Below are 20,003 nucleotides of genomic sequence, written 5' to 3'. Positions count from 1 at the left end.
CATAACAGCGGTGTTTTTGAAAACAGTCGTGTTATGGCTTGTTAATGTATGAATTACACTGTACTGGGCTATCGTAGCCGGTCCGAATCCCGAACCATTTTTTCGTCCCGACGAATGAATCGGTTGGCTAGGGCGTTGAAAACCAGAGCTGCAATAATGGCATAAAAGCCTGTCAGGAAATTACCCTGATCGGCCGGATTGCCGTATTCTTTACCTGCATAGAGCGTCCGGTAAAGTACAATACCCATGATCGCTGTCAACATCAGGGCATTTACCGCGCAAAGGGCTGTTTGGGTAAGGCGGTTGCGGTATTGAAAAATGGCATACAGCGCAGACAGCGCTACCAAGCCCAGCAGAAGGCCCAGGTACCAGACTGATGTGACAACAGTAGTGGGAGCTACTTGTGCCGGAATACCCGCCTGCTCGGAAGCACGTTGTTGTTGACTGAATTCTAAAGCTGTTAGACGTGCCATTTCGGGGGCTTGCAATCCTGCTTTTTCCCAAAGTGGATTAGCTAAAGCGACCCCCATTGCAACGGCAATAAGAAACAAAAATATCGTTTGAATGCGTTGGATCATTTGTGAAATAGATATTTGGGAGCGCAAAAATAGTTCAAAAATCGATAGTGTATGAAAGCTGATGTTCGGTTAGTGATTACTGCTGATGGTTCACACACCGCTATAAACCAGGTGCTCAATAAAACGTATCATTCTATACACGGCGCTTATCAGGAGTCGCAGCGGGTTTACATTGAGCTGGGCTTGTATGCTGCGCTAAAAATGTTTCCTCATAACCCTCTCCGCATCTTTGAAATGGGCTTCGGGACAGGGTTGAACGCCCTGCTAACTGCTCGAGAGGCCGAAATACATCAACATCAGGTTTTTTACACCGCAATTGAGGCATATCCAATGCCAATAGAAGAGATTCGGCAGTTAAATTATGATCAATTCCTGGGTACATCCTATTTGATCAATCTGCACGAATCGTCCTGGAACGAGCCTGTTGAGATCAATCCCTGTTTTAGTTTGACCAAACTGGAAAGCAATCTTCAGGAGCTGCAAACCGACGAACGTTTTCATTTGATTTATTACGATGCGTTTGCTCCTACAGCACAGCCTGAATTGTGGGAGCCTGAAATCTTTCAGCAAATGGCAAACTTGTTGCTTCCTGGCGGTATGATGACCACATACTGTTCGAGGAGTTATGTACAGCGTAATATGCGAGCCGCTGGTTTAACCGTTGAAAAGCATCCCGGTCCAGCCCATAAACGCGATATTCTAAGGGCAATTAGGCCAATGTAACTCATCTGTATATTAAAAAATGGTCTGGTGCTAATTTTATTGAATCAGTGACGTTATTTTGAAAACAGTGTCTTTACATCCAACAAAGCTATGAATCGTCTGTTCCTTTTCTTTGCCGCTTTCGTGATGCTCACGATCAGCGCGTTTCGAACTACGTTGCCCATTGAACCAACGAGTGGCCCTAAGGCTGAGGCAAAACACATAAAATGGTTGACTATTCAGGAAGCCTACACGCTGACCCAAAAAAAACCTAAAAAGTTTGTGGTCGATGTGTATACCGATTGGTGCGGATGGTGTAAGGTTATGGATCGTGAAACCTTCTCTAAGCCCGCGATCGTAGATTATGTGAACGAGAATTTTTACGCTGTTCGTTTTAATGCCGAACAGACTCAGGATATAAAGCTTGGTAAAGAGACCTTCAAATATGTCAGCACAGGTGGCCGCGGAGTTCATGAACTGGCCGCAGCCCTATTACGAAACCAGATGAGCTATCCGACGACAGTTTTTCTGGATGAAAAATTTCAGCTTATTCAACCGATTGCTGGTTATCTGGAACCCCGTACATTTCATCAGATTATTACCTATTTCGGAAGAGATTACCACCAGAAAGAGCCCTTCGATCAATACAAGGCGGGCACCTATGCCAAAGAATTCCAAACGGCACTGGCAGGAAAATAAACAATAGATCAGACAGGTAAAGGGAAAGGGGTCAGCCGAACGAATTTAGTCGTTCGGCTGACCCCTTTCCCAATATATACTCGTCAGGACGAATGCTATCCATTAGCAATAGAGTCTGGAACTTTAAGAAAATGGATATGTCATTTACGAGTATTTTTGTTGTCTTCATTAACCCTAGGATTTTCGTTAAGAGCCGTGCCACGGTTTGTTTGCTCGTTATTAGTAACTGTGGCACAGCTCTTAATGAAAATCCTAAACCCAACCAATGAGATTAGATGAATAAACAACTGATTTTTCTATCGGCAATGACCATTGCTGTTAGCGTTAAGGCTACAGATGGTACAGCATCCCGGTTTTACCGGAACAGACCTTCTTATACGATTGAAGGAAGTAAGGTGCCACGGCCGGGTGTACCACCCCGTAAATTCATCGATCCGCAAAATATGGATCTGTCCGTAAAGCCGGGCGATAATTTCTACCAGTATGCAAACGGAAACTGGATTCGGACGAACCCCATTCCTGCTTCTAAAACCTCATGGGGAAGTTTTAATGAATTGCGCGAGAAGAGTCTGGACGCTATGAAGTCGCTGCTCGAGGAGGCAACGAAAACCACAACCAGAGGTCGGCTTTATCAAATGGTAGGCGATTATTATACCAGCGGTATGGATAGCGTAACGCTCGAAAAACGCGGCTTTGATCCAATCAAGTCCGATTTGGCTCGCATTGATAAAGTCAACAATAAAGCATTGTTTCTCGATGAGCTGGCCTATCAGCGCACCCAGGGCAATGGCATGTTATTTGGCTTTGGTGTAACGCCAGACCGAAAAAATGTAAGCAAGTATTTACCTCAACTTGCTCAGGGAGGGACTACACTACCCGATCGCGATTACTATCTGAAAAATGATGCCCGGAGCCAAAAGATCCGTGATGCGTATCATGATAATCTGGTCAGCATGTTCGCATTGATTGGCGAAGAGCCAACTCAGGCTTCACAGGATGCCGATGTGATCATGCGTATGGAAACGGCCATAGCTAAAGCGCAAATGCCGCGTGTTGAGATGCGTGACCCATACAAGACGTATAATAAATTGACCGTGTCTGCTTTTAGCCAGAAAACCCCCGGAATTAGTTGGGCCGACCAACTGACGAAATACGGCGCCAAAGGCCAGGACACGGTACTCGTGCAAAGCCCTGCCTTTTTTCATTCTCTCGATAGTTTGTTAACAGCTACTCCTATCGAAGACCTGCGAACATACATGCGCTGGAATATTTTAAAGAATGCAGCACCCTATCTAAGCGATGCTTTTGTTCAGCAGAATTTTGCCTTTACGAAGGTATTGACTGGTCAGAAAGAGCAGACACCACGCTGGCAGCGTGTGAGCAGCCTGATCGATGGTACACTCAGCGACCTCCTTGGGCAACTTTACGTGCAAAGCTATTTTAAGCCTGAAGCCAAACAGCGAATGCTGGCCCTGGTCGACAATCTAGAAGCTTCCTACAAAGACCATATCAAAAATCTGGACTGGATGAGCGAAGACACTAAAAAGAAGGCACTTGTAAAATTGCTGGCGTTTAAGCGAAAAATTGGTTATCCCGACAAGTGGAAGGTGTACGAGGGTGTTGTTATCAGCCGGAATGATTTTTATGGTAATGTAAAATCAGCCAATAAATGGCAGTATAATCACGTACTTGGCCGATTGGGTAAGCCAGTCGATCGGACGGAGTGGGGCATGACGCCACCAACCGTAAATGCGCAATACAGCCCGGTCAATAACGATATTTCGTTTCCTGCCGCTATTCTGCAATTTCCATTCTTTGATTTCGATGCCGACGATGCCGTTAATTATGGCGGCATCGGTGCTGTTATCGGCCATGAAATGACGCACGGCTTCGACGACTCTGGCCGACAATATGACGCTGATGGAACCTTACGCGATTGGTGGAGCAAAGACGATGCTACGAAATTTAAAGAACGTGCCGACAAAGTACGGGATCAGTTTTTCGGCTTTAAAGTACTGGATTCTATAAAAGTAAACGGACAACTGACATTAGGCGAAAACCTGGCCGATCTGGGCGGACTGGCTATCGCCTACGATGCCTTCAAGAAAACGCCACAGGGTAAGTCAAAAACCAAGATAGATGGATTTACGCCCGATCAACGGTTTTTCCTTTCATGGGCACAGGTGTGGCGAAGTAATCAACTTCCCGAATCGACGGCGCAACGAATTATGACTGACCCGCACGCACCTGACGTTTATCGGGTCAATGGGCCGCTCTCGAACATTGATGCCTGGTATCAGGCGTTTGCTATTCAGCCTGGCGACAAGCTGTACAAGCCAAAAGAACAGCGGATTAAGGTTTGGTAGAACAAGCCATTCAGCAATAAATAGGAGGGTAACTGATGGAAATAAGTAGCTGCCAGGGTAATCTGGGCTTATAGTACACCAATTACCTTTTTATCTTTCCAACTGAATTTAGTACGATACCCTTAACCGCTCGCTTTACACGTATGAATGCGTCCCGAATTATAGTAGTAGCCTTATTAGCTATCAGTATTTCATGCCAGACAAAACCAAAACAGGAGGCTACAACTGCCTCCGATACTACCACTGAGCAACCCGACAGTGCAGCAAGTTTGGCGAAACGCCCCGGACCTGATTCGCCCCGAACAGCCGCTGACCGGTTGATCCGAGCGCTTTATTTTGAGCATAATGCGAAAGAAAACCCATTTCGTGAAAAGAAAGACAGAACACTGATCGATCAGTTCTTTGCTAAACCGACGGCTGATCTTATCTGGAATGACGCACAGAAAGCAACGGGTAAGGTAAATAGAACGAAAACCAACCTGCTTTTTAACGCTCCCGATGCAGCCGTTAAGAAAACCTGGGTAGAACCGGCAGCTATCGGTGGAAAAAGAGCAATTGTGTATGTGACATTTCAGGATAACGGTAAACCGCAAGAAGTTAAGGTCGACATGAATCAGATTGACGGGGGGCGGTGGCGCATCACGGAGATGTTCTATCCGGATGGTAAACAATTAACGCAATTGCTGAAATAAACGTAAATCATTAGAGTTGTGTTATCTACAGTAAATTGATTCGTTTAGTCAGTGATAAAAGAGCTGCTAATAGACAAACGAGCAGTATAACTTCTGCGCTGAATACCAGGTTGTAGGGCTCAATGCAGACAACATAAATGCAGGGTCGATAGCGCATCAAAACGAGTTCAGTTCTATTTTCTCTAAATTATTTTTAAGTCATTTGTTGACAACACGATAAAAGCGTGTAATTTTGCAACTCCAAACCCGAAAGGGGGGCGGAAATTGTTCTTTACGAGTGTTTTTGGGGAGTTTCCAGAGTGGCCAAATGGATCAGACTGTAAATCTGCTGGCGTACGCCTTCGGAGGTTCGAATCCTCCACTCCCCACTAAAGGAAGTTATAAAGTTTATCTGGTCATAAAGTTATGGAGTTGAAAAACTCAACGACTTTAAGGCTCTCCAACTTTGTAACTTCTTTTTTGCGGAAGTAGCTCAATTGGTAGAGCGATAGCCTTCCAAGCTATAGGTTGCGGGTTCGAGACCCGTCTTCCGCTCTATTAATGAATCGTGTAGAATGAAAAATGTATCGTGCTGTAGTTTCTGCAACCTCATTTTCATTCTACATAACCCATTAGTAAGTAAGCCGTTATAGCTCAGCGGTAGAGCACTTCCTTGGTAAGGAAGAGGTCCGGGGTTCAAGTCCCCGTAACGGCTCAAGACTTCTTTAGTGGAGTCTTATTGACGGGGCCGCCCGTGCGGTTTCAAGCCAAAACGGTGTCAGACCTCAATGGGTAGATATCGTCTGGCCTTATTTACGTTCAGCGAGTTCACCCAATAACAAACAACAGTTCATAATAGCGTTTTAAAAACATGGCAAAAGAGAATTTTGACCGCTCGAAACCGCACGTAAACATCGGTACGATTGGTCACGTTGACCACGGTAAAACGACGCTGACGGCTGCCATTACGAAAGTGCTGGCCGAAAAGGGTCTGGCCGCAATTCGGGACTTCTCCTCGATTGACAACGCTCCGGAAGAAAAAGAGCGTGGTATCACCATCAATACATCGCACGTTGAGTACTCTACAGCTAACCGCCACTATGCGCACGTTGACTGCCCAGGCCACGCTGACTATGTGAAAAACATGGTAACGGGTGCTGCTCAAATGGACGGTGCTATCCTCGTGGTAGCCGCAACGGACGGTCCAATGCCACAGACTCGTGAGCACATCCTGCTTGCTCGTCAGGTAGGTGTACCTCAGCTCGTTGTGTTCATGAATAAAGTGGACATGGTGGACGATCCAGAGTTGCTCGAACTCGTAGAAATGGAAATCCGCGAACTGTTGAGCTTCTACAACTTTGACGGTGACAATATCCCAGTTATTCAAGGTTCGGCTCTTGGTGGCCTGAACGGCGATGCTAAATGGGTTAAAACCATCGAAGAACTGATGGATAGCGTTGACAGCTTTATCCCACTTCCTCCTCGTCAGACGGATCTTCCGTTCCTGATGCCGGTTGAAGACGTGTTCTCGATCACAGGTCGTGGTACAGTTGCTACAGGCCGTATTGAGCGGGGTATCATCAACTCAGGCGAACAGGTTGAAATCCTGGGTATGGGTGCTGAAAACCTGAAATCAGTTGTAACTGGTGTTGAAATGTTCCGGAAAATTCTGGACCGTGGCGAAGCTGGTGACAACGTAGGTCTGCTGCTCCGTGGTATCGAAAAAACCGATATCCGTCGTGGCATGGTAATCTGCAAACCAGGTTCTGTAACTCCTCACCTGCGGTTTAAAGCTGAAGTTTATGTACTCTCGAAAGAGGAAGGTGGCCGTCACACGCCGTTCTTCAACAAGTACCGTCCTCAGTTCTACTTCCGTACCACTGACGTAACTGGCGAAATTACATTGCCTGCTAACGTTGAGATGGTAATGCCGGGTGATAACATTACAATTGAAGTTAGTCTGATCAACAAAATCGCTATGGAAAAGGGACTCCGTTTCGCTATCCGCGAAGGTGGTCGTACCGTAGGTGCTGGTCAGGTAACAGAAATCCTCGATTAAGTAAGTAATTCAAAACAAGTGCATTTCTTTACGGGGTGCACTTGTTTTTTGATATTATTTCGTACTTTTGCAGTCCGAATTCGGAAGCACGCCGGTTCGGGTTTTTAATACGGGTGTAGTTCAAGGGTAGAATAGCGGTCTCCAAAACCGTTGATGGGAGTTCGAATCTCTCCACCCGTGCCAATCCCTTACATACAATGGACAAGTTTATATCGTTTCTGAAAGCCTCTTGGGAGGAGGTTCAGCATAACGTGACTTGGCCTAAATTCGGCGATCTGCAGTCCAGTTCAACGCTGGTATTGGTAGCATCGCTGATTTTTGCGCTATTGGTCGGGTTAATTGATTTAGTATTTGAGAACGGACTGAATGCATTTTATCAGTCATTCTAACGTATGATTTGGGATTGCTGATTTATGATTGACAGAAATCATACGTCAAAAATCAACAATCATAAATCTTTACCAATATGAGCGGCATACAGTGGTACGTCATTCGGGCGGTATCGGGGCAGGAGAAGAAGATCAAATCCTATCTCGATAACGAAATTATCCGGCAAAAGTTGGATGAAATCATCCCGCAGGTTCTTATTCCTTCGGAGAAGGTGTATGAAATGCGCAATGGAAAGAAACGCGTTCGTGAGAAATCGTTTTTTCCGGGTTATATCATGATTTCGGCCGATTTGGGTAATAACCGTGCGCTCGACCTGATCCTGAACATGCCAGGTGTTCTGGGATTTCTGGGAAATTCGCAGGCGGGCACAACGACCAAAGTTCCAGTTCCGTTACGGCAGTCAGAAGTTAATCGTATGCTGGGCCGGATGGAGGAAGAAGCACAGGAAGTCGCAGCGCCAACAGTAGGTTACCTCAAAGGTGAAAATGTAAAAGTTGTTGATGGGCCGTTTGGCGGTTTCATTGGCACTGTGGAAGAAGTATTCGACGACCGGAAGAAATTGAACGTCGTTGTTAAGATATTTGGCCGGAGTACTCCGGTAGAACTCAGTTACGCACAAGTAGAAAAAGAAAGCTAACCAAAAATTGGCTTTCAATTGGTCAGGTAGCCTATGCTTCCCTCAGAGGACAAATGACCAAAACAGCCTGGTTCATGATAAATGAGTCTGATTTTATGAATGTGACTAATAAATCAGGTATCAGACGTCATAAATCACAAATTTTAATACGATGGCAAAAGAAGTAGGTGGCTATGTAAAGCTGCAAGTCAAAGGCGGGCAGGCTAACCCCTCACCTCCGATCGGTCCGGCGCTTGGTTCCAAAGGTTTAAACATCATGGAATTCTGCAAGCAGTTCAATGGCCGTACGCAGGATAAAGTAGGTACGGTATTGCCGGTTTTGATTACGTACTATAAGGATAAGTCCTTTGATTTCGTCATCAAAACTCCGCCAGCACCAATTCTGCTGATGGAAGCGGCTAAACTGAAAGGTGGCTCTGCTCAACCAAACCGCAACAAAGTTGGCTCCGTATCATGGGATCAAATCCGGACAATCGCTGAAACGAAAATGCCTGATTTGAACGCTTTCACGATCGAGTCTGCGATGAAGCAAGTGGCCGGAACGGCCCGCAGCATGGGAATTACGGTGACTGGCGCTGCGCCATTCGAGAACTAATAGACTTGCCCAGGCAAACACAGAAATGGCTAAGTTAACGAAAAAACAAAAAGAAGCTCAGTCGAAGTACGACGCTGCTAAAGAATATTCGCTGGAACAAGCAGCTTCTATTCTGAAGGAGATTTCGTACACTAAATTCGACGCTTCTGTGGATATTGATGTACGGTTAGGCGTTGATCCGCGTAAAGCCGACCAAATGGTACGTGGCGTAGCTACGTTGCCACACGGTACGGGTAAAACGGTTCGCGTTCTGGTGCTTTGCACCCCGGACAAGGAGAACGAAGCGAAAGAGGCAGGTGCCGATTACGTAGGGCTGGATGATTACATTCAGAAGATCGAACAGGGCTGGACGGACGTTGACGTGATTATCACGATGCCGAACGTAATGGCTAAAGTTGGTCGTCTGGGTAAAGTTCTGGGTCCACGTGGTCTGATGCCAAACCCGAAATCGGGTACGGTAACACCTGACGTAGCAAAAGCTGTTCGCGAGGTGAAGGCTGGTAAAATCGACTTTAAAGTTGACAAAACCGGTATCATTCACACCAGTATTGGTAAAGTGTCGTTTACGCCAGAAAAACTGGCCGAAAACGCTCAGGAAGTTATATCGACACTGATGCGCCTGAAGCCTTCATCGGCAAAAGGTACATACGTGAAGACAATATACCTGTCGAGCACAATGAGTCCGGGAGTAAGTATTGATAAAGGCACAGTAGCCGGAATTTAAGCCATGAAGCGCGAGGAAAAAGGAGCGATTATTGAGGAATTAACTGACAAGTTTCAGAGCATTCCCTTCTTCTACATCACGGAAGCCAATGGCATGACGGTTGCTGAAACCAACAATCTCCGTCGGATGTGTTTTGAGCGGGGCATCGAGTACAAAGTGGTGAAGAATTCCTTCATCAAAAAAGCACTCGAAACCCTGGATACGGATTTTACGCCGTTCAACGAGACGGTGCTTCATGGCCAGTCAGCGGTGATGTTTCACCCTGAAAATGGTAAAGCACCGGCACAGCTTATCAAGGAGTTCCGCAGAACAAATGATAAACTGCAACTGAAGGCTGCATCGATTGATTATAGCCTGTTTATTGGCGCTGACCAACTTGATACGCTCATCTCACTGAAGAGCAAGCAGGAACTGATCGGCGAAATTATCGGCCTGTTGCAATCACCTGCCAAAAACGTCATCTCGGCGTTGCAAGGCGGTGGCAACAAACTGGCCGGTATCCTCAAAACGTTGTCGGAGCGCGAGGAAGCAGCTTAGCTGTAAGGCGGGTTTCGTCATAATGACATAAGCCCGCATCTTTCGACACTAAAAAGCGGGCTTCGCCCCGCGCTATTAACAAATCGTATCACAATCAAATTAAGAAAATACTACAATGGCAGATTTGAAAGCGTTCGCTGAGCAGCTTGTAAGCCTGACGGTTAAAGAAGTTAACGAACTGGCTGCTATCCTGAAGGATGAGTACGGAATTGAGCCGGCTGCTGCCGCTCCCGTAATGGTAGCTGGTGGTGCTGCAGGTGGCGGTGATGCTGCTCCAGCTGTTGCCGAGAAAACTTCGTTCGACGTAGTTTTAAAAGCGGCTGGTGCTGCTAAACTAGCTGTTGTGAAACTGGTTAAAGATCTGACAGGTCTGGGACTGAAAGAGGCTAAAGAATTAGTCGATACAGCACCGAAACCAGTTAAAGAAGGCGTTAGCAAAGACGAAGCAGAAGCACTGCGGAAACAACTCGAAGAAGCTGGTGCTGAAGTAGAAGTTAAGTAAGCAACCACTTGATCGTATATCGCTCCAGGCAGGGGAGGCCAGACCAACGTCTGGTCTTTTCCTGTTTGGAGACTTTTTTGTCTATGCCCTTGCAAAAGACAAACTTATTCGTATTGCATTACGTTGTCTATTCACGCCCCTTAGGTTGGGTGACGCCCGGGGCCTGAATGACCGCTTAGTTCGGGTGCCGTTGTAAATCTTCACAACGCGCTCATAGAGAATCGGTTACGCAACTAAACGAAGAACAATCTTGGCTACAAACGCGAAAATCAGTACGCGCAAAAATTTTGCGACGATTCAGCCAGTGATTGGGTATCCAGATTTTTTGGATATTCAAGTAAAATCCTTCAAAGATTTTTTCCAGCTTGATACCCCCTCGAATCAACGTTCGGAGGAAGGATTATTCAAGGTTTTTCAGGAAAACTTCCCAATTTCAGACTCCCGCGAGAATTTCAAGCTGGAGTTCATTGATTATTCTGTTGATCCACCGAAATACTCCGTTGACGAGTCTATTGATCGGGGGTTAACGTACTCGGTGCCTTTGAAAGCCAAGCTGCGCCTGTCGAACAACGATCCCGATAACGAGGATTTTGAAACGATCGAGCAGGAGGTATTCCTGGGTAACATTCCGTACATGACCGAGAAAGGCTCCTTCGTCATTAACGGAGCAGAACGGGTGATTGTTTCACAATTGCACCGTTCGCCAGGCGTGTTCTTCTCCATGAGCAAGCACACAAATGGCACCAAACTCTATTCAGCCCGGATTATTCCATTTAAAGGATCATGGATCGAGTTCTCGACTGACGTTAACAACGTCATGTATGCGTACATCGACCGGAAAAAGAAATTCCCGGTTACAACGCTGTTGCGTGCCATTGGTTTTGGGTCAGATAAAGACATTCTTGATCTGTTTGGTCTGTCAGAAGAAGTACCGGCAACGCCAGCAAACCTGAAAAAAGCGATCGGTCGCCGGTTAGCTGCCCGGGTACTGCGTACATGGACCGAAGACTTCGTCGATGAAGACACAGGTGAAGTAGTTTCGATTAGCCGGAATGAGGTATTGCTTGAGCGTGACTCGGCTATCTCAGCAGACGATATCGATGTAATTACGGATTCAGGTCAGAAGTCAGTCATCCTGCATAAGGAGGATATGAATATGGCCGATTACAATATCATTTATAATACGCTGCAGAAAGATAGCTCAAACTCTGAAAAAGAGGCCGTTGAGCAAATCTATCGGCAGCTTCGGAATGCTGATGCACCCGATGAGCAAACTGCTCGGGAAATCATCCAGAGTTTGTTCTTTTCAGACAAACGGTATGATCTTGGTGATGTTGGCCGTTACCGGATTAACAAAAAACTCGGTCTCGACATTTCTTCGGAGATGAAGGTTCTAACGACAGAAGATATTGTTTCTATCGTGAAATACCTGATTGGCCTGATTAACTCGAAAGCCGTTGTCGATGATATTGACCACCTTAGCAACCGGCGTGTCCGTACAGTAGGTGAGCAGTTATATGCCCAGTTTGGTGTTGGTTTGGCCCGGATGGCCCGGACAATCAAAGAACGGATGAACGTACGGGATAACGAGGACTTTAAACCCGTTGACCTGATTAACGCCCGTACTCTGTCGTCGGTGATCAATTCGTTCTTTGGAACAAACCAGCTGTCGCAGTTCATGGACCAGACTAACCCACTAGCTGAAGTGACGCACAAGCGTCGTATGTCAGCTCTGGGACCCGGTGGTCTGTCGCGCGAACGGGCCGGTTTCGAGGTTCGTGACGTACACTACACGCACTACGGTCGTCTGTGTACCATCGAAACCCCGGAAGGTCCGAACATCGGTCTGATTTCGTCACTTTGCGTCTATGCTAAAATCAATAGCATGGGCTTTATCGAAACCCCGTACCGTATCATTGAAAACGGTAAGGTGTCTATAGATAAGCCTGTGATGTATCTGACGGCTGAAGAAGAAGATACGCATTATATCGCACAGGCAAACGCCGGTATTGATGATAAGGGTAACTTCCACGTCGATCGCCTGAAGGCTCGTTTTGAAGGTGACTTCCCGATGGCTGAACCTGCGAATGTAACGTTCATGGATATAGCGCCGAACCAGATTGTATCGGTGGCTGCTTCCATGATTCCGTTCCTTGAGCACGACGATGCAAACCGCGCCCTGATGGGATCGAACATGCAGCGTCAGGCAGTTCCACTGCTCCGCCCGGAAGCTCCGATTGTAGGAACGGGTCTGGAAGGACGTGTAGCTGTTGATTCACGGACGCTGGTTATTGCGGAAGCTGATGGTGTTATTGAGTTTGTTGATTCAACCAAAATCGTAGTTCGCTACGAGCTTGATGATGATCAACTGGCAGTAACATTTGATGAAGACCGGAAGACTTATAACCTGATCAAATTCCGTCGGACGAACCAGGATACTTGCATCAACCTTAAACCAACTGTCCTGAAAGGTCAGAAAGTGAAGAAGGGCGATGTACTTTGCGAAGGCTATGCTACACAGGCTGGCGAGTTAGCACTTGGCCGGAACATGAAGGTTGCCTTCATGCCATGGCAAGGGTATAACTTCGAGGATGCTATTGTGATTTCGGAGCGGGTTGTTCGTGAAGATATTTTCACTTCGATCCACATCGAAGAATTTGAACTGGAAGTACGCGACACGAAGCGTGGTGAAGAGGAATTAACCTCCGAAATTCCGAACGTAAGCGAAGAAACGGTTCGTAACCTTGACGAAAACGGTATCGTTCGTATTGGTACAGAAGTGAAGGAAGGCGATATTCTGATTGGTAAGATTACACCAAAAGGAGAGAGCGATCCTACGCCAGAAGAAAAACTGCTCCGTGCTATCTTCGGTGACAAAGCCGGTGACGTGAAAGATGCTTCTAAAAAGGCACCACCGTCATTGAAAGGCGTTGTTATTGACACTAAGTTGTTTGCGCGCCCGGCTAAAGAAGACCGGGGTAAGCACAAAGACGAAGTGAAAGCACTGATGAAGAAATATGGCCGTGAGCTGAATGACTTCCGTGCCCGCATGATCGAAAAAGTGGTTACGCTTCTCGATGGCAAAACCAGCGTGGGTGTTAAGCATAAATTCGGTGATGAAATTGTCAGTAAAGGTGTGAAGTTTAACCGGAAGAACATTACGGAAAACTTATTCCCTGACAAGAACTCATATCGCGACGAAAGTGGTTACGCTGTGCCGGAAGAAGCGAACATCCTGATCGATGTCAATTTAGATGGCTGGACGGACGATGATAAGCTGAATCAGATGATTGTTCATCTGGTGAAGAACTACAACAATCGTCGGAGCGAAATTACGGGCCGATTCAAGCGTGAACGCTTTACACTTGAAGTTGGTGATGAATTGCCAGCAGGTATCGTGAAACTGGCTAAGGTCTATATCGCTAAGAAGCGGAAGCTGAAAGTAGGGGATAAGATGGCCGGTCGTCACGGTAACAAAGGGGTTGTTGCCCGGATTGTACGGGATGAAGACATGCCATTCCTGGAAGATGGAACAAAAGTCGATATCGTATTGAATCCACTTGGCGTACCATCTCGTATGAACCTTGGGCAGATTTATGAAACCGTATTAGCATGGGCTGGTCAGAAACTGGATCGGAAGTATGCAACGCCAATTTTTGACGGAGCTACAGAACAACAAGTTGTTGATGAGTTAGATGCTGCCGGTTTGCCATCATTTGGTCGTACATACCTCTATAATGGTCTAACGGGTGACCGCTTCGATCAACCTGTAACAGTCGGTATCATCTACATGCTCAAACTCGGACACCTGGTGGACGATAAGATGCACGCTCGTTCAATTGGACCCTACTCGCTCATTACCCAGCAACCACTGGGTGGTAAGGCGCAGTTTGGTGGTCAACGGTTCGGGGAGATGGAAGTGTGGGCGTTGGAGGCCTTCGGGGCATCGAACATCCTGCAGGAAATCCTGACGGTGAAGTCGGATGACGTTGTTGGCCGCGCGAAGGCATACGAAGCGATCGTGAAAGGTGAAAACCTGCCGAAGCCGAATATTCCGGAGTCGTTCAACGTACTCGTTCACGAATTGCGTGGTCTGGCACTTGAAATTACATTAGAGTAATAGGAGCGAGGAGCGAGGAGCAAGGAGTAGAATAGTAAACAAACGTTTTCATTCATAATCCTTGCTTTTCACTCCCAACTCCTCTTTTAAAACCTATAATCTCCAACCAATGTCGTTCAAAAAGAACAAGAAACTCAATAGCGACTTTGCCAGCGTGACGATCAGCTTGGCGTCGCCAGAGTCTATTTTGGAGAGTTCCTACGGCGAGGTGACACAGCCGGAGACGATCAACTACCGGACCTACAAACCCGAAATGGGTGGCTTGTTCTGCGAGCGCATCTTCGGGCCAGTGAAGGACTGGGAATGTCATTGCGGTAAATATAAACGGATACGCTATAAAGGCATTATCTGTGATCGCTGCGGTGTTGAAGTAACCGAGAAAAAGGTTCGCCGGGAGCGTATGGGCCACATCGAACTGGTGGTGCCTGTTGCGCATATCTGGTATTTCCGCAGCTTGCCGAACAAAATCGGTTATCTGCTGGGTCTTTCGACCAAAAAGCTCGATCAGGTGATCTACTACGAACGGTATGTGGTAGTTCAACCTGGTGTGAAGGCCGAAGACGGCATTAACCAACTCGATTTCCTGACGGAAGACGAGTATCTTGATATTATTGACAAACTGCCGAGCACGAACCAGCACCTCGACGACAAAGACCCGAATAAATTCATCGCCAAGATGGGGGCAGAAGCGTTGGAAATGTTGCTGTCGCGCGTTGATCTCGACGAACTGTCTTATTCCCTGCGTCACTCAGCAGCAACCGACACATCGCAGCAGCGGAAAGCTGAGGCCTTGAAACGGTTGAAAGTTGTTGAAGCGTTCCGGGAAGCAAACGGCCGGATTGAAAATCGTCCAGAGTGGATGATCATCAAGATGGTACCGGTAATTCCCCCCGAGTTGCGTCCGCTCGTCCCGCTGGATGGTGGCCGTTTCGCTACTTCCGATTTGAATGACCTGTATCGCCGGGTAATCATTCGGAATAATCGTCTGAAACGTCTGATCGAAATCAAAGCGCCAGAAGTAATTCTCCGTAATGAAAAGCGGATGTTGCAGGAAGCGGTTGATTCGCTGTTCGACAACTCGCGGAAAGTGAATGCTGTTCGTTCAGAAGGTAACCGTGCTCTGAAGTCGCTGTCTGACATGCTGAAGGGTAAGCAAGGGCGTTTCCGTCAGAACCTGCTTGGTAAACGTGTCGACTATTCAGGTCGTTCGGTTATCGTGGTTGGTCCTGAGCTGAAACTGCACGAGTGTGGTTTGCCGAAAGACATGGCTGCTGAATTATTCAAGCCGTTTGTTATTCGGAAGCTTATCGAGCGGGGTATCGTTAAGACGGTGAAATCGGCGAAAAAGATCGTTGACCGGAAAGATCCTGTTATCTGGGATATTCTGGAAAACGTACTGAAAGGCCACCCTGTATTGCTGAACCGGGCTCCAACGCTGCACCGTCTGGGTATCCAGGCATTCCAGCCGAAGCTGATCGAAGGTAAAGCGATTCAGTTGCACCCACTCGTTTGTACGGCTTTCAACGCTGACTTTGATGGTGACCAGATGGCCGTTCACGTGCCGCTTGGTCAGGAAGCTATCCTCGAAGCCTCGCTGTTGATGCTCGCATCGCACAACATTCTGAACCCTGCCAACGGTGCGCCGATTACGGTACCTTCGCAGGACATGGTGTTGGGCTTATATTACGTAACCAAAGGCCGTAAGAACACGCCTGAATATCCGATTTCGGGTGAAGGAATGACGTTCTACGGAGCTGAGGAAGTAATTATTGCCATCAATGAAGGTAAAGTTTCCAAGCACGCCAACATTAAGTGCCGGGTTAAAGTCCGGGATGAAAGTGGTGAGTTGGTTTATAAAGTAATTGACACCGTTGCTGGCCGGTTATTGTTCAATCAGGCTGTACCGGAAGAAGTAGGCTATATCAACGAACTGCTGACGAAGAAAAAGCTGCAACAAATTATTGCACTGATCTTCAAGATTTCGGGTGGTGCGCGTACGGCTCAATTCCTCGACGAAATCAAAGAGCTTGGGTTCCAGATGGCGTTTAGAGGTGGGTTGTCAATCGGCTTGAGCGATGTCATGATTCCTGAAGCAAAGCAGGGACTCGTTGAAGAAGCGAAAGCTGAAGTACAAAGCGTTTGGGACAACTATCTGATGGGTCTGATTACGGAGAATGAACGTTACAACCAGGTTATCGATATCTGGACGCGCGTAAATTCCCGTCTGACCGAGACGCTGATGAAGCAGCTCGAAGCCGATCAGGGCGGATTCAACTCAATTTACATGATGATGCACTCGGGAGCCCGTGGTTCTCGTGAGCAGATTCGTCAGTTGGGCGGTATGCGTGGTCTGATGGCTAAGCCACAGAAAAACCTGCAGGGCTCTGTTGGTGAGATTATCGAAAACCCGATTCTGTCGAACTTCAAAGAAGGTCTCGACGTGTTGGAGTACTTTATCTCAACGCACGGTGCTCGGAAAGGTCTGGCCGATACAGCTCTGAAAACAGCCGATGCCGGTTACCTGACCCGTCGTCTACACGATGTAGCACAGGATGTTATCATCAGTGAAGATGATTGCGGTACGCTACGTGGTTTACAGGTTTCGGCTCTGAAAGATAACGAAGACATTGTTGAGCCACTATCCGAGCGGATTTTGGGTCGTACAACGGTTCACGATATCTACGATCCGCTGTCGAAAGAGCTGATCGTTGCTTCGGGTGAGCTTGTTACCGAAGAAGTAGCTGCCCGTATTGACGAAACCAGTATTGAAACGGTTGAAATTCGTTCGGTATTGACCTGTGAGTCACGCCAGGGCGTTTGCGCAAAATGCTATGGTCGTAACTTGGCATCGGGACGCATGGTAGACATCGGTGAAGCTGTGGGCGTAATTGCTTCTCAGTCCATTGGTGAGCCTGGTACACAGTTAACCCTGCGTACATTCCACGTTGGTGGTACGGCTTCTAACATTGCTGTCGATGCATCGATCAAAGCGAAATTCGATGGTCTGATCGAATTCGAAGAAATGCGGACGGTTCAGTCGGAAGACTCTGAAGGCAACCCTCAAACGGTCGTTATGGGTCGTTCGGGTGAAATTCGGATCGTTAATCCAAATGACCGTAATGTCGTACTGATCAGTAATAACGTTCCTTATGGCGCGTTCCTGCGGGTGAAAGACGGCGATACGGTGAAGAAAGGTGACGATATCTGCGCATGGGACCCTTATAACGCCGTTATCCTGTCAGAATTGACTGGTACACTGAACTTCGACGCGATTGAAGATGGTATCACCTATCGCGAAGAGTTTGATGAACAGACAGGCTTCCAGGAGAAGGTGATTATCGAAAGCCGTGATAAAGCCAAGAACCCGGCCATTGTGGTAAGTGGAACAAGCTCACTATTGCTGCATCTTGACGAAACCGGCAATGGTCAGCTTCAAAAAGGCTATAACCTGCCAGTTGGTTCGCGCCTTGTTGTAAAAGAAGGGCAATCAATTAAGGCTGGTCAACCACTGGCTAAAATTCCACGTAACGTTGGTAAAACTCGTGATATTACGGGTGGTCTGCCACGGGTAACGGAATTATTCGAAGCCCGGAACCCATCGAACCCGGCTGTAGTGAGTGAAATTGATGGTGTTGTTACGTACGGTACGATCAAACGGGGTAACCGCGAGATCTTCATCGAGTCGAAAGACGGCACCAAGAAAAAGTATCTCGTGCCGCTGTCGAAGTTCATCCTTGTACAGGACAATGACTTCGTACGGGCCGGTGCACCTTTGTCTGACGGAGCCATCACGCCAAGCGATATTCTGGCGATCAAAGGACCGACTGCCGTTCAGGAGTATCTCGTGAACGAAATTCAGGAAGTATACCGTCTGCAAGGCGTAAAAATCAACGATAAACACATTGAAGCCATCGTGCGTCAAATGATGCAGAAAGTTGAGATTATCGACTCTGGAGACACAAACTTCCTCGAAGGTCAGGTTGTTGATAAGTGGGCGTTCCGTGAGGAAAATGATAAAGTTCTCGATGCGAAAGTGGTTATGGACGCTGGCGATTCGCCAAACTTCAAGCCCGGTCAGATCGTAACGAGCCGTCAGCTACGCGATGAAAACTCAAGCCTGAAACGTCGTGATTTAACGCTGGTGACTGTCCGTGATGCAATGGCCGCTGTTTCGCAGCCAACGCTGATGGGTATTACACAGTCGTCGCTGGGTACTGATAGCTTCATTTCGGCAGCTTCCTTCCAGGAAACAACGAAAGTATTAAGCGAAGCTTCTATCCGTGGCAAGCGCGATATGCTGGAAGGTCTGAAAGAAAACGTTATTGTTGGTCACCTGATTCCGGCAGGAACGGGTCTTCGCCGATACCAGAGCGCGATTGTTGGTTCGAAAGAAGAACTGGAATCAATTACTGAATCACGCGAACAGTTTGCCCGCAGCAAAAAACGTGCGACGGTATAAGCGTCAGACTGAGAATAATTATAAAAATACCCCAGCTGGAAACGGTTGGGGTATTTTTATGCTGAGATTAGAACAAAAAGGGCTGATTCAAGATTATCTTGTAAAACATTCATCCAATACACAATATGCAACTCAACGCTGGTTGCGAACTGTCGTTCGAAGCTCAGGAACCAACCCCATTAATATTAATGCTGCGCCCTCGCTCGGGAGCTGGACAATGGATTATCCGCGAAGAATATCAAATTACACCTGCTGTCAATGTTACTGAATTTACTGACATGTATGGTAATTTATGTCAGCGTGTTGTTGCACCACAGGGGCCATTTTCTATTCACTTTTCGGCAACCGTCCAAACGGCTGATATTATTGATGTTTCGATTGGGGCACCTTATACCCCGGTTGAAGACTTGCCAGATGATGTGTTGCATTATACTTTACCTAGTCGTTACTGCCAGTCAGACCAGTTAGGTGACCTGGCAACTGAGATCACGAGCAATAGTGAGCCCGGTTATGATCAGGCCGAGGCTATTCGGCGGTGGATTCATACGAACATAGTGTATCAATATGGAACTAGTGACGCCAGCACATCGGCAGTTGATACCGCCAATAAGCGCATTGGTGTCTGCCGGGATTTTACACATTTAGGTATCTCGCTTTGTCGGTCACTCAATATTCCGGCCCGTATGGTAGTTGGTTATCTTTACCAGTTAGACCCAATGGATCTGCATGCCTGGTTTGAAGCGTACGTTGATGGGCGCTGGTTTACGTTCGATGCTACCCAGGATCAACCGCGTGGCAATCGAATTACGGTAGCCTATGGGCGAGATGCCGCTGATGTTGCTTTTACAACTCAGTTTGGAGCCATGACGCTCAATGATATGAAAGTTTGGGTTGATGCTGTTGAAGTAGAAAGTGAAGAAAAAAATAGGTGAAGACGCAACCCTTTCAGTTTCAATGGAGTCTA

General features: G+C 47.2%; 15 protein-coding genes and 4 tRNA genes. 18 read left to right on the top strand and 1 reads right to left on the bottom strand.

Annotation, left to right across the window (positions count from 1 at the left end; all coding sequences use genetic code 11):
- Positions 1-68: 68 nt before the first annotated feature.
- Positions 69-578 carry a DUF4293 domain-containing protein gene (locus G8759_RS00885; protein ID WP_167204340.1) on the bottom strand — a complete coding sequence of 170 codons (510 nt, stop codon included), beginning with the start codon at positions 576-578 and terminating at the stop codon, positions 69-71.
- 51 nt (positions 579-629) lie between these two features.
- Between G8759_RS00885 and mnmD the strand changes: the two genes are divergently transcribed.
- The 18 genes from mnmD to G8759_RS00795 all read left to right on the top strand — a co-directional run bounded on the left by mnmD (position 630) and on the right by G8759_RS00795 (position 19,971).
- Positions 630-1,301, top strand: a complete 672-nt coding sequence (mnmD, locus tag G8759_RS00880; RefSeq protein ID WP_167204338.1) for a tRNA (5-methylaminomethyl-2-thiouridine)(34)-methyltransferase MnmD — start codon at positions 630-632, stop codon at positions 1,299-1,301.
- 90 nt (positions 1,302-1,391) lie between these two features.
- Positions 1,392-1,979 (top strand): thioredoxin family protein, encoded by a 588-nt coding sequence (locus G8759_RS00875; protein WP_167204336.1) that lies wholly within the window; start codon positions 1,392-1,394, stop codon positions 1,977-1,979.
- 275 nt (positions 1,980-2,254) lie between these two features.
- Complete coding sequence (locus G8759_RS00870) at positions 2,255-4,345, top strand: M13 family metallopeptidase (protein WP_167204334.1); 2,091 nt, start codon at positions 2,255-2,257, stop codon at positions 4,343-4,345.
- 143 nt (positions 4,346-4,488) lie between these two features.
- Positions 4,489-5,037 (top strand): hypothetical protein, encoded by a 549-nt coding sequence (locus G8759_RS00865; RefSeq protein WP_167204332.1) that lies wholly within the window; start codon positions 4,489-4,491, stop codon positions 5,035-5,037.
- Between the two features lie 285 nt (positions 5,038-5,322).
- Positions 5,323-5,405, top strand: a tRNA-Tyr gene (locus G8759_RS00860).
- 93 nt (positions 5,406-5,498) lie between these two features.
- Positions 5,499-5,571 (top strand) — tRNA-Gly (locus tag G8759_RS00855).
- A gap of 88 nt (positions 5,572-5,659) precedes the next feature.
- Positions 5,660-5,731, top strand: a tRNA-Thr gene (locus G8759_RS00850).
- 156 nt (positions 5,732-5,887) lie between these two features.
- Positions 5,888-7,075: an elongation factor Tu gene (gene tuf / locus G8759_RS00845; RefSeq protein ID WP_167204329.1), complete on the top strand. Its 1,188-nt coding sequence runs from the start codon at positions 5,888-5,890 to the stop codon at positions 7,073-7,075.
- A 109-nt stretch (positions 7,076-7,184) separates the two neighbouring features.
- A tRNA-Trp gene (locus tag G8759_RS00840) sits at positions 7,185-7,258 on the top strand.
- A 14-nt stretch (positions 7,259-7,272) separates the two neighbouring features.
- Entirely contained in the window at positions 7,273-7,464 is a 192-nt protein-coding gene (gene secE, locus G8759_RS00835) for a preprotein translocase subunit SecE (RefSeq protein ID WP_162388507.1), read from the top strand.
- Between the two features lie 77 nt (positions 7,465-7,541).
- Positions 7,542-8,102 (top strand): transcription termination/antitermination protein NusG, encoded by a 561-nt coding sequence (nusG, locus tag G8759_RS00830; protein ID WP_162388506.1) that lies wholly within the window; start codon positions 7,542-7,544, stop codon positions 8,100-8,102.
- A gap of 151 nt (positions 8,103-8,253) precedes the next feature.
- Positions 8,254-8,697 (top strand): 50S ribosomal protein L11, encoded by a 444-nt coding sequence (gene rplK, locus G8759_RS00825; RefSeq protein ID WP_164034756.1) that lies wholly within the window; start codon positions 8,254-8,256, stop codon positions 8,695-8,697.
- A 25-nt stretch (positions 8,698-8,722) separates the two neighbouring features.
- A complete protein-coding gene (gene rplA / locus G8759_RS00820) occupies positions 8,723-9,421 on the top strand; it encodes a 50S ribosomal protein L1 (protein WP_167204327.1) in 699 nt (232 codons plus the stop codon).
- Positions 9,422-9,424: 3 nt separating this feature from the next.
- Positions 9,425-9,958, top strand: a complete 534-nt coding sequence (gene rplJ / locus G8759_RS00815; protein WP_167204325.1) for a 50S ribosomal protein L10 — start codon at positions 9,425-9,427, stop codon at positions 9,956-9,958.
- 115 nt (positions 9,959-10,073) lie between these two features.
- Entirely contained in the window at positions 10,074-10,460 is a 387-nt protein-coding gene (gene rplL / locus G8759_RS00810; RefSeq protein WP_162388502.1) for a 50S ribosomal protein L7/L12, read from the top strand.
- A gap of 250 nt (positions 10,461-10,710) precedes the next feature.
- Positions 10,711-14,580, top strand: coding sequence for a DNA-directed RNA polymerase subunit beta (rpoB, locus tag G8759_RS00805; RefSeq protein WP_167204323.1), 3,870 nt, complete (start codon positions 10,711-10,713; stop codon positions 14,578-14,580).
- 109 nt (positions 14,581-14,689) lie between these two features.
- On the top strand, positions 14,690-19,039 hold the full coding sequence (gene rpoC / locus G8759_RS00800; protein WP_167204321.1) for a DNA-directed RNA polymerase subunit beta': 4,350 nt from the start codon (positions 14,690-14,692) through the stop codon (positions 19,037-19,039).
- A 125-nt stretch (positions 19,040-19,164) separates the two neighbouring features.
- Positions 19,165-19,971: a transglutaminase domain-containing protein gene (locus G8759_RS00795; protein ID WP_167204319.1), complete on the top strand. Its 807-nt coding sequence runs from the start codon at positions 19,165-19,167 to the stop codon at positions 19,969-19,971.
- The last annotated feature ends 32 nt before the right edge of the window (positions 19,972-20,003 follow it).

The sequence above is a fragment of the Spirosoma aureum genome (assembly GCF_011604685.1).
GTDB lineage: Bacteria > Bacteroidota > Bacteroidia > Cytophagales > Spirosomataceae > Spirosoma > Spirosoma aureum.
The sequence above is the reverse complement of the archived record's forward strand: the minus strand, read 5'-3'. Positions and strand labels throughout refer to the sequence as shown.

Bases quoted from the DNA above. Each gene is read 5' to 3' on its own strand.
- rplJ (WP_167204325.1), top strand. From the start codon at position 9,425: ATGAAGCGCGAGGAAAAAGGAGCGATTATTGAGGAATTAACTGACAAG.
- rplA (WP_167204327.1), top strand. From the start codon at position 8,723: ATGGCTAAGTTAACGAAAAAACAAAAAGAAGCTCAGTCGAAGTACGAC.
- rplL (WP_162388502.1), top strand. From the start codon at position 10,074: ATGGCAGATTTGAAAGCGTTCGCTGAGCAGCTTGTAAGCCTGACGGTT.
- rpoC (WP_167204321.1), top strand. From the start codon at position 14,690: ATGTCGTTCAAAAAGAACAAGAAACTCAATAGCGACTTTGCCAGCGTG.
- G8759_RS00795 (WP_167204319.1), top strand. From the start codon at position 19,165: ATGCAACTCAACGCTGGTTGCGAACTGTCGTTCGAAGCTCAGGAACCA.
- G8759_RS00870 (WP_167204334.1), top strand. From the start codon at position 2,255: ATGAATAAACAACTGATTTTTCTATCGGCAATGACCATTGCTGTTAGC.
- mnmD (WP_167204338.1), top strand. From the start codon at position 630: ATGAAAGCTGATGTTCGGTTAGTGATTACTGCTGATGGTTCACACACC.
- G8759_RS00875 (WP_167204336.1), top strand. From the start codon at position 1,392: ATGAATCGTCTGTTCCTTTTCTTTGCCGCTTTCGTGATGCTCACGATC.
- rplK (WP_164034756.1), top strand. From the start codon at position 8,254: ATGGCAAAAGAAGTAGGTGGCTATGTAAAGCTGCAAGTCAAAGGCGGG.
- G8759_RS00865 (WP_167204332.1), top strand. From the start codon at position 4,489: ATGAATGCGTCCCGAATTATAGTAGTAGCCTTATTAGCTATCAGTATT.
- G8759_RS00885 (WP_167204340.1), bottom strand. From the start codon at position 578: ATGATCCAACGCATTCAAACGATATTTTTGTTTCTTATTGCCGTTGCA.
- tuf (WP_167204329.1), top strand. From the start codon at position 5,888: ATGGCAAAAGAGAATTTTGACCGCTCGAAACCGCACGTAAACATCGGT.
- nusG (WP_162388506.1), top strand. From the start codon at position 7,542: ATGAGCGGCATACAGTGGTACGTCATTCGGGCGGTATCGGGGCAGGAG.
- secE (WP_162388507.1), top strand. From the start codon at position 7,273: ATGGACAAGTTTATATCGTTTCTGAAAGCCTCTTGGGAGGAGGTTCAG.